This window comes from Nostoc sp. CALU 546, assembly GCF_048836525.1.
In genome coordinates this window covers 81143-86760 of record NZ_JAWJTF010000029.1, presented here as the reverse complement: position 1 = coordinate 86760, position 5618 = coordinate 81143, and the positions used below count along the sequence as shown (strand labels likewise).

The window sequence follows — 5618 nt, the reverse complement described above, 5'->3', positions numbered from 1 at the left end:
AAATCGCTTCATGCCGTAACATTTGAGGGGTTTTTACTGAAGTTACAAGCTTTTATTTTTGCTTACACTCTGCAACAAGCTTTTATTGACTAAGTTGCAAATGTTACTCTCTATTAAACTACACTGAACATTCCTAATGGCATTTTTATAGTGGTTGGAGTTCGTACAACCCTTATTTACTGTGCCTACACTTTCCATCTCCTCTTTTGTATTCTATTACCCGCAACTTGGGTTAATAGGGATTTTAAGTAATTGCAATGGCTGGCATCTGAAAGCCTTGTGTTATTTGGTTTTCAAGGTTCGGTTGCGCGAATGCAAAAATCATAACACGAGGAATTGTGATTTGGCTAGAGGCAAATGGCTGAAAACTAGTCCCCATAAGGTGCGCGGATAGTTTAGAAATGCGATCGCTCTCAAGTTGTTGCAGATAAGCCAATTCAGCCATTTTTGTAGTTACCTCTTCCCCAACACCTACCCATCCGCGCATTTGGCGAAAAAAACTAATCCGATTGGAAAGCTACTTACTAGATATCCTACTCGATTAGGTTAGCTGAGTTCAGGGCTATAACTGATTTGGGCTACGCCTACGCAATACCAGCACCCCCATAACCAACTTTATTTGGCAACGTCTTCAAAGTCTGTTATCGCACAAGCAAATTCTCTAAAGGCTGTTTTAATCAGAACCTCTTTCGTTCCCCTTTCCAGCGAAGAATTGCGTATGAGGTCTGTTAATTCTATGAACAACAGAGAAAACATAAAACGATCTTGGCGGTCAACTTGTTTCAAACAAGACGATATAAACTGATAAAGCTCTGTTTTTCGAGGTTTGGTTTGTTCTTCCCATATTTGTAACCCAAGCCGAAAAGTTCTCAAGCGGATTTCATTGGTGTTGAAGGACGCGTCTTTGTAGCGGACTGATACGCGTTGGGGTATTTCCATGAGTTTTAGCTATACATATTCAATGTAAAGTAATTATTCACTTATATTTTGGCTCAACCGGAAAGATCTGATATTTTGCACCAATCCCAACAACCGCCATAGGTTAGAAACGAATTACTTGGCGGACTTACAGGGAGGTACACAATACTTTTCGGTTAAAGGGGAAAGGTTAAAGGGAAAGGGTTTAAATTTACCTTAACCCGTAATACCAATTTAATGTGAAGTTGCACATATCTTGATCCCCCTAGCCCCCCTTAAAAAGGGGGGAATTCAAAGTCCCCCTTTTTAAGGGGGGCTAGGGGGGATCGAATTCTATGCAGCTTCATAAAGAATTGGTATAAGCCCATTAACCTTTCCCCAGCCCAAAAGAGAGATTGTTGGGTTTATCTAAAAAGTATTGGGGAGGCACAGACCATTGGTGTCAACTTAACGCAAAAACTATGTCCTGCAAGGAACTGAAGTTCTAAGAATCATAGCGAAAGTCATTCATTCTCTGGCGGGTTATGAAGCCCGCAGCAAAGCTATTTCTAGCTTAATACCGTTTCTTTGTGAAGCTGCATATAATTCACCCCCTCTAACTCCCCCTTGCAAAGGGGGAGAACCGGATATTTCCCCCCTTTGCAAGGGGGGATTAAGGGGGGTAATTCGACTTGTGTGTACACCGTAGCCCAATGCATCGGGGAGACTACAGGGGGATATTATGATGTGCATCTTCATACAGAATTGGTATAAGTTGATACTAATTGGCACAGACGTGTGCTTCTACCATCATCAATTTAGAGGATGCCCCAGAAATGGAGTAAACCTTGACCAGAAAAAGCTTCAATCAAAATCGCAGATAGAAAACCAATCATCGCAAGACGACCATTCCAATTTTCACTCTGAGGGGTGAAACCAAAACGCACAGCATTAGGATCTTCTGAAACAATAGGCGCAGGATTCTTAAAACCTGTCATCAGTAAAACTCCAAATTTCAAGTGTTGTAGCAGTTGTAACCGTCTGTAAAGTAATGTAACAGATGTTTGCAAAAATGCAATATTGAGTGGATGAAGAAAAGCTGAAGAAAAATCTGCTCAACGAAGAGGAATTGAGGCAAGGGGGATTTTCCCTATCCAGGTTTAGAGATGGCTGTCTCGGAAGCAGATCACATGACTCAGATTTTGCAAAACTTATTGGATCTAGCACGAGCAAGTCACAGTATGATGCCTTTACAACCTGAATTATAGCGATTCTCAATTTCGTGAAATACAGACCTAATCCCCAGCCCCTTCCCTGTGATCGCGTAGCGTCTCGTTGGCGCAGCCTCTCGTAGAGAAGAGAGGGAATGGGAGTAAGTATCAAAGCCTCTCTCCTTTTAGAAGCTACGGTGTACACACAAGTCTGAAACAGTTCACTCATCTGAGTTTAAGCGTAAGTTTTACCCCTCCCTAACCCTCCCCTTGGAAAGGGGAGGGAACTGTATTTCTAGTTTCCCCCCAATGCATCGGGGGGATTAAGGGGGGTAATTCGACTTGTGTGTACATGTAGCCTTTTAGAAGAGAGGTCAAAATGTATTGCATCCAAACCAGAAGCGCTATATTGCTACTCAATTAACTATTTTGTTTGCAGACATAGAATAGATGACAGATAAATTTGAGCATCAGGTATGCAACGCTAAGTTGCCGTACTTTCACAGCCAGGTTATGGTAGCACTTTTATCTCACATTACCTGCTTTAGGAGCAAAATATGACAGCACATATCCTTTTGGTGGAAGATGAAGTCAAACTGGCGCGATTTGTCGAATTAGAGCTTAGTAGCGAAGGATACAAAGTAAGTGTAGCCCATGATGGCATTGCTGGTCTAACCCTGGCGCGAGATTCATCACCAGATTTAGCGATTCTGGATTGGATGCTACCAGGTTTGACGGGTTTGGAAATTTGTCGGCGTTTGCGAGCAACAGGCACTACAGTACCAGTAATTTTGTTGACAGCAAAAGATGAAGTGAGCGATCGCGTGGCAGGATTAGATGCAGGAGCCGATGATTATGTAGTTAAGCCCTTCAGCATTGAGGAACTACTAGCTAGAATTCGCGCTCATCTCCGCCGCACGCAAGAAACAGACGAAGATGTGCTGCAATTTGAAGACTTAAGTTTAAATCGCCGCACCCGTGAAGTTTTTCGGACAAAACGAAGCATTGAGTTAACAGCAAAAGAGTTTGACTTATTAGAATATCTCCTTTCACATCCTCGTCAAGTGTTTACTAGAGACCAAATTTTAGAGAAAGTTTGGGGTTACGACTTTATGGGCGATTCTAATATTATTGAAGTCTATATTCGTTATTTGCGACTCAAGTTAGAAGAAAATAATGAAAAGCGTTTGATTCATACAGTCCGTGGTGTAGGCTATGCACTACGGGAGTAATCGTAATGACTTAGTGATTTCAATAAAAAGCAACATATTCAGGAGAAAACTCTGAGATGAGAGCAGTCGATTTAACAAGAACTGTTGGTAGTTAGTCAAAATCACAGTAACTATCCACTCGAATATCCCGCCAAATCTCAGAAATCTGCTACTCTGATTTGCCACAAGCTCGAAGTCACAGCGAAACACTTGTTCATTCAACCTCTTAGCTGAAGATAATTATGCTATCTAGTACCCAATCCCTGAACAGTGTCCTTGCGCCAGGAAATCTGCGTAAGATACATCACATTGCCCTCAACGTCAAGGATATGCAAGCTTCTCGCTACTTTTATGGCACAATTCTGGGTTTGCACGAACTCACAGGCGACGAAGTACCCGCAACCCTGGTGGAACTTGTCGCATCGGGAAAAGTAGCCAACTTCATCACCCCCGATGGTACAATTCTGGATTTATTTGGGGAACCAGAATTATCACCACCAAATCCAGATCCAGAAAAGACCTTCACCAGAGCGTATCATCTAGCCTTTGACATCGATCCGCAGTTATTTGAGCAAGCGGTGACAGTGATCAGAGAAAATAAAATAGCGATCGCACACGGCCCAGTCACTCGTCCGACTGGTAGAGGAGTGTATTTTTACGATCCAGATGGCTTTATGATTGAAATTCGTTGCGATCCAGAAGCTAGTTAACTTAAGGGTAATAACAAAAGTATCTACTATGACCGCGAAACTCACGCAAATATTTAAAGTAATTGAAGACACAATTACAAAACCGCCAATCCCACACGAACCATACAAGCAATCATTGAAAGCTTGGGCGATGTATTGTTTGCGAGACAAAGGTTTTATAGTCGCTTATGCTCAAAATGCCGACTTTGCCATTGAAAGAAAACGTGAAGAAAAGCTATATTTTAAAGTTTCAAATAGCCCTGATGATTTAGATGATTCTTTTAGCTGGATTGTTTGGGATAGTGCAACCAAAAGCGCCAGTCTCATTCCCCAAAAAATAGACTGATGCCAAAATAGTCATCAAATATTTCCCTGACTCCTGAATTCTGACTAACTATCTTTCTTCCCCAGACAATTGCTGCACAAATCTTTGATGTTCTGGCGAATTTAATCCCAACTGACACCTTAATTACGAATTACGAATTACGAATTACGAATTACGAATTAGTATTGGGTTTCTCAAACACCATTAAATGCTGTTGAGGTAACAAGTTTTTGGTTTCTCGCCAAACCAAACTAACTGCTTGCATTTCTTTGCGGACTTGCTTTTGAGTCATTTTGTGCAGACCTTTAATCATAATAAAAGGATTTTCGCCCCGATACTCAATCAACACTACCCGACCACCTGGTTTAAGTGCTTTCACAATTCCTTGCATCACTTCTTGGGGATACTCAAGTTCATGGTAAGCATCTACCATCAAGGCTAAATCGATACTTTCAGATGGTAAGTTAGGGTTACTAAGAGTTGCCAAAACAGGCTCAACATTGGTGATGTTTTTCTCTTTTTTGAACAACTCAATGATTTCTAACATTTCTGGCTGAACATCTACAGCCAATACTTTCCCATCTGTTAAAAATGGTGCGATGCGAAAGCTTAAGTAACCTGTACCAGCACCAATATCTGCTACTACATCGTTAGGTTTAAGGTTAAGGAGGCTAACTATCTTACTTGGCTGTTCCTCTCCCTCTCGGCTGGGACGTTCTAGCCAACCTGCGCCCGTGTATCCCATAACTTTGGCGATTTCGCGCCCCATGTAATATTTACCGATACCATCTGGACTATGGATTATCCGTTGTTCGTAAACTGCGGTTGATGGAGAATCTGCTCTTGCTATGGCAGTTGGGTTAACCAGCAAGCATTCAACTATTAACAGGAAAATTACTATAAAAGGTAAGATTTTAAGCTTGTGGTTATAATTCATCCTTTTTTGGAGATTAACAAAATCTAAGTTTTACCCATTCATCTTAATTCTTGATGTGGATAAAATTACGGCGAATGCCAACTTGCTTCTTCCTAAAAACCACAAGCAAATTTAATTTATTAGTGATTTAACCTTAGAGGTTGTTTGAAAAGTAGTATGTTGTGATTTTAATCGAATTATTACCCCCCTTAGTCCCCCCTTATAAAGGGGGGAAACAATAAAATCCAGTTCCCTCACGCCACATGCTTCAAGTCGGCGAAGCCGCCCAACGCAGTGGCTCCCCTTTATAAGGGCTACGGTGTATACACAAGTCAAATTACCCCCCTTAATCCCCCCTTGGAAAGCTAC

At 41.6% G+C, this 5618-nt stretch carries 7 protein-coding genes and 1 pseudogene; 4 read left to right on the top strand and 4 right to left on the bottom strand.

Annotation, left to right across the window (positions count from 1 at the left end):
* Window positions 1–93: pseudogene (locus tag RRG12_RS16730) on the top strand (IS982 family transposase); the annotation flags it as partial.
* Window positions 94–244: 151 nt separating this feature from the next.
* On the opposite strand, the gene RRG12_RS16725 reads toward RRG12_RS16730, so the two are convergent.
* From RRG12_RS16725 to RRG12_RS16715, 3 genes are all read right to left on the bottom strand, one after another.
* Window positions 245–445 (bottom strand): hypothetical protein, encoded by a 201-nt coding sequence (locus RRG12_RS16725; RefSeq protein WP_420760066.1) that lies wholly within the window; start codon window positions 443–445, stop codon window positions 245–247.
* A 170-nt stretch (window positions 446–615) separates the two neighbouring features.
* Window positions 616–939, bottom strand: a complete 324-nt coding sequence (locus RRG12_RS16720; RefSeq protein WP_069073361.1) for a hypothetical protein — start codon at window positions 937–939, stop codon at window positions 616–618.
* A 776-nt stretch (window positions 940–1715) separates the two neighbouring features.
* Complete coding sequence (locus RRG12_RS16715; RefSeq protein WP_012407782.1) at window positions 1716–1895, bottom strand: chlorophyll a/b-binding protein; 180 nt, start codon at window positions 1893–1895, stop codon at window positions 1716–1718.
* Between the two features lie 770 nt (window positions 1896–2665).
* On the opposite strand from RRG12_RS16715, the gene RRG12_RS16710 reads away from it, so the two are divergent.
* From RRG12_RS16710 to RRG12_RS16700, 3 genes are all read left to right on the top strand, one after another.
* Window positions 2666–3340, top strand: coding sequence for a response regulator transcription factor (locus RRG12_RS16710; protein WP_420760065.1), 675 nt, complete (start codon window positions 2666–2668; stop codon window positions 3338–3340).
* A 221-nt stretch (window positions 3341–3561) separates the two neighbouring features.
* Window positions 3562–4029 (top strand): VOC family protein, encoded by a 468-nt coding sequence (locus RRG12_RS16705; protein ID WP_069073363.1) that lies wholly within the window; start codon window positions 3562–3564, stop codon window positions 4027–4029.
* A gap of 28 nt (window positions 4030–4057) precedes the next feature.
* On the top strand, window positions 4058–4354 hold the full coding sequence (locus RRG12_RS16700; RefSeq protein WP_069073364.1) for a hypothetical protein: 297 nt from the start codon (window positions 4058–4060) through the stop codon (window positions 4352–4354).
* A gap of 151 nt (window positions 4355–4505) precedes the next feature.
* On the opposite strand, the gene RRG12_RS16695 is transcribed toward RRG12_RS16700, so the two are convergent.
* Window positions 4506–5270 carry a class I SAM-dependent methyltransferase gene (locus RRG12_RS16695; RefSeq protein ID WP_069073365.1) on the bottom strand — a complete coding sequence of 255 codons (765 nt, stop codon included), beginning with the start codon at window positions 5268–5270 and terminating at the stop codon, window positions 4506–4508.
* Window positions 5271–5618 lie beyond the last annotated feature (348 nt).

Coding starts and splice junctions, on each gene's coding strand:
- RRG12_RS16725 (WP_420760066.1), bottom strand. CDS start 445: ATGGCTGAATTGGCTTATCTGCAACAACTTGAGAGCGATCGCATTTCT.
- RRG12_RS16720 (WP_069073361.1), bottom strand. CDS start 939: ATGGAAATACCCCAACGCGTATCAGTCCGCTACAAAGACGCGTCCTTC.
- RRG12_RS16715 (WP_012407782.1), bottom strand. CDS start 1,895: ATGACAGGTTTTAAGAATCCTGCGCCTATTGTTTCAGAAGATCCTAAT.
- RRG12_RS16710 (WP_420760065.1), top strand. CDS start 2,666: ATGACAGCACATATCCTTTTGGTGGAAGATGAAGTCAAACTGGCGCGA.
- RRG12_RS16705 (WP_069073363.1), top strand. CDS start 3,562: ATGCTATCTAGTACCCAATCCCTGAACAGTGTCCTTGCGCCAGGAAAT.
- RRG12_RS16700 (WP_069073364.1), top strand. CDS start 4,058: ATGACCGCGAAACTCACGCAAATATTTAAAGTAATTGAAGACACAATT.
- RRG12_RS16695 (WP_069073365.1), bottom strand. CDS start 5,270: ATGAATTATAACCACAAGCTTAAAATCTTACCTTTTATAGTAATTTTC.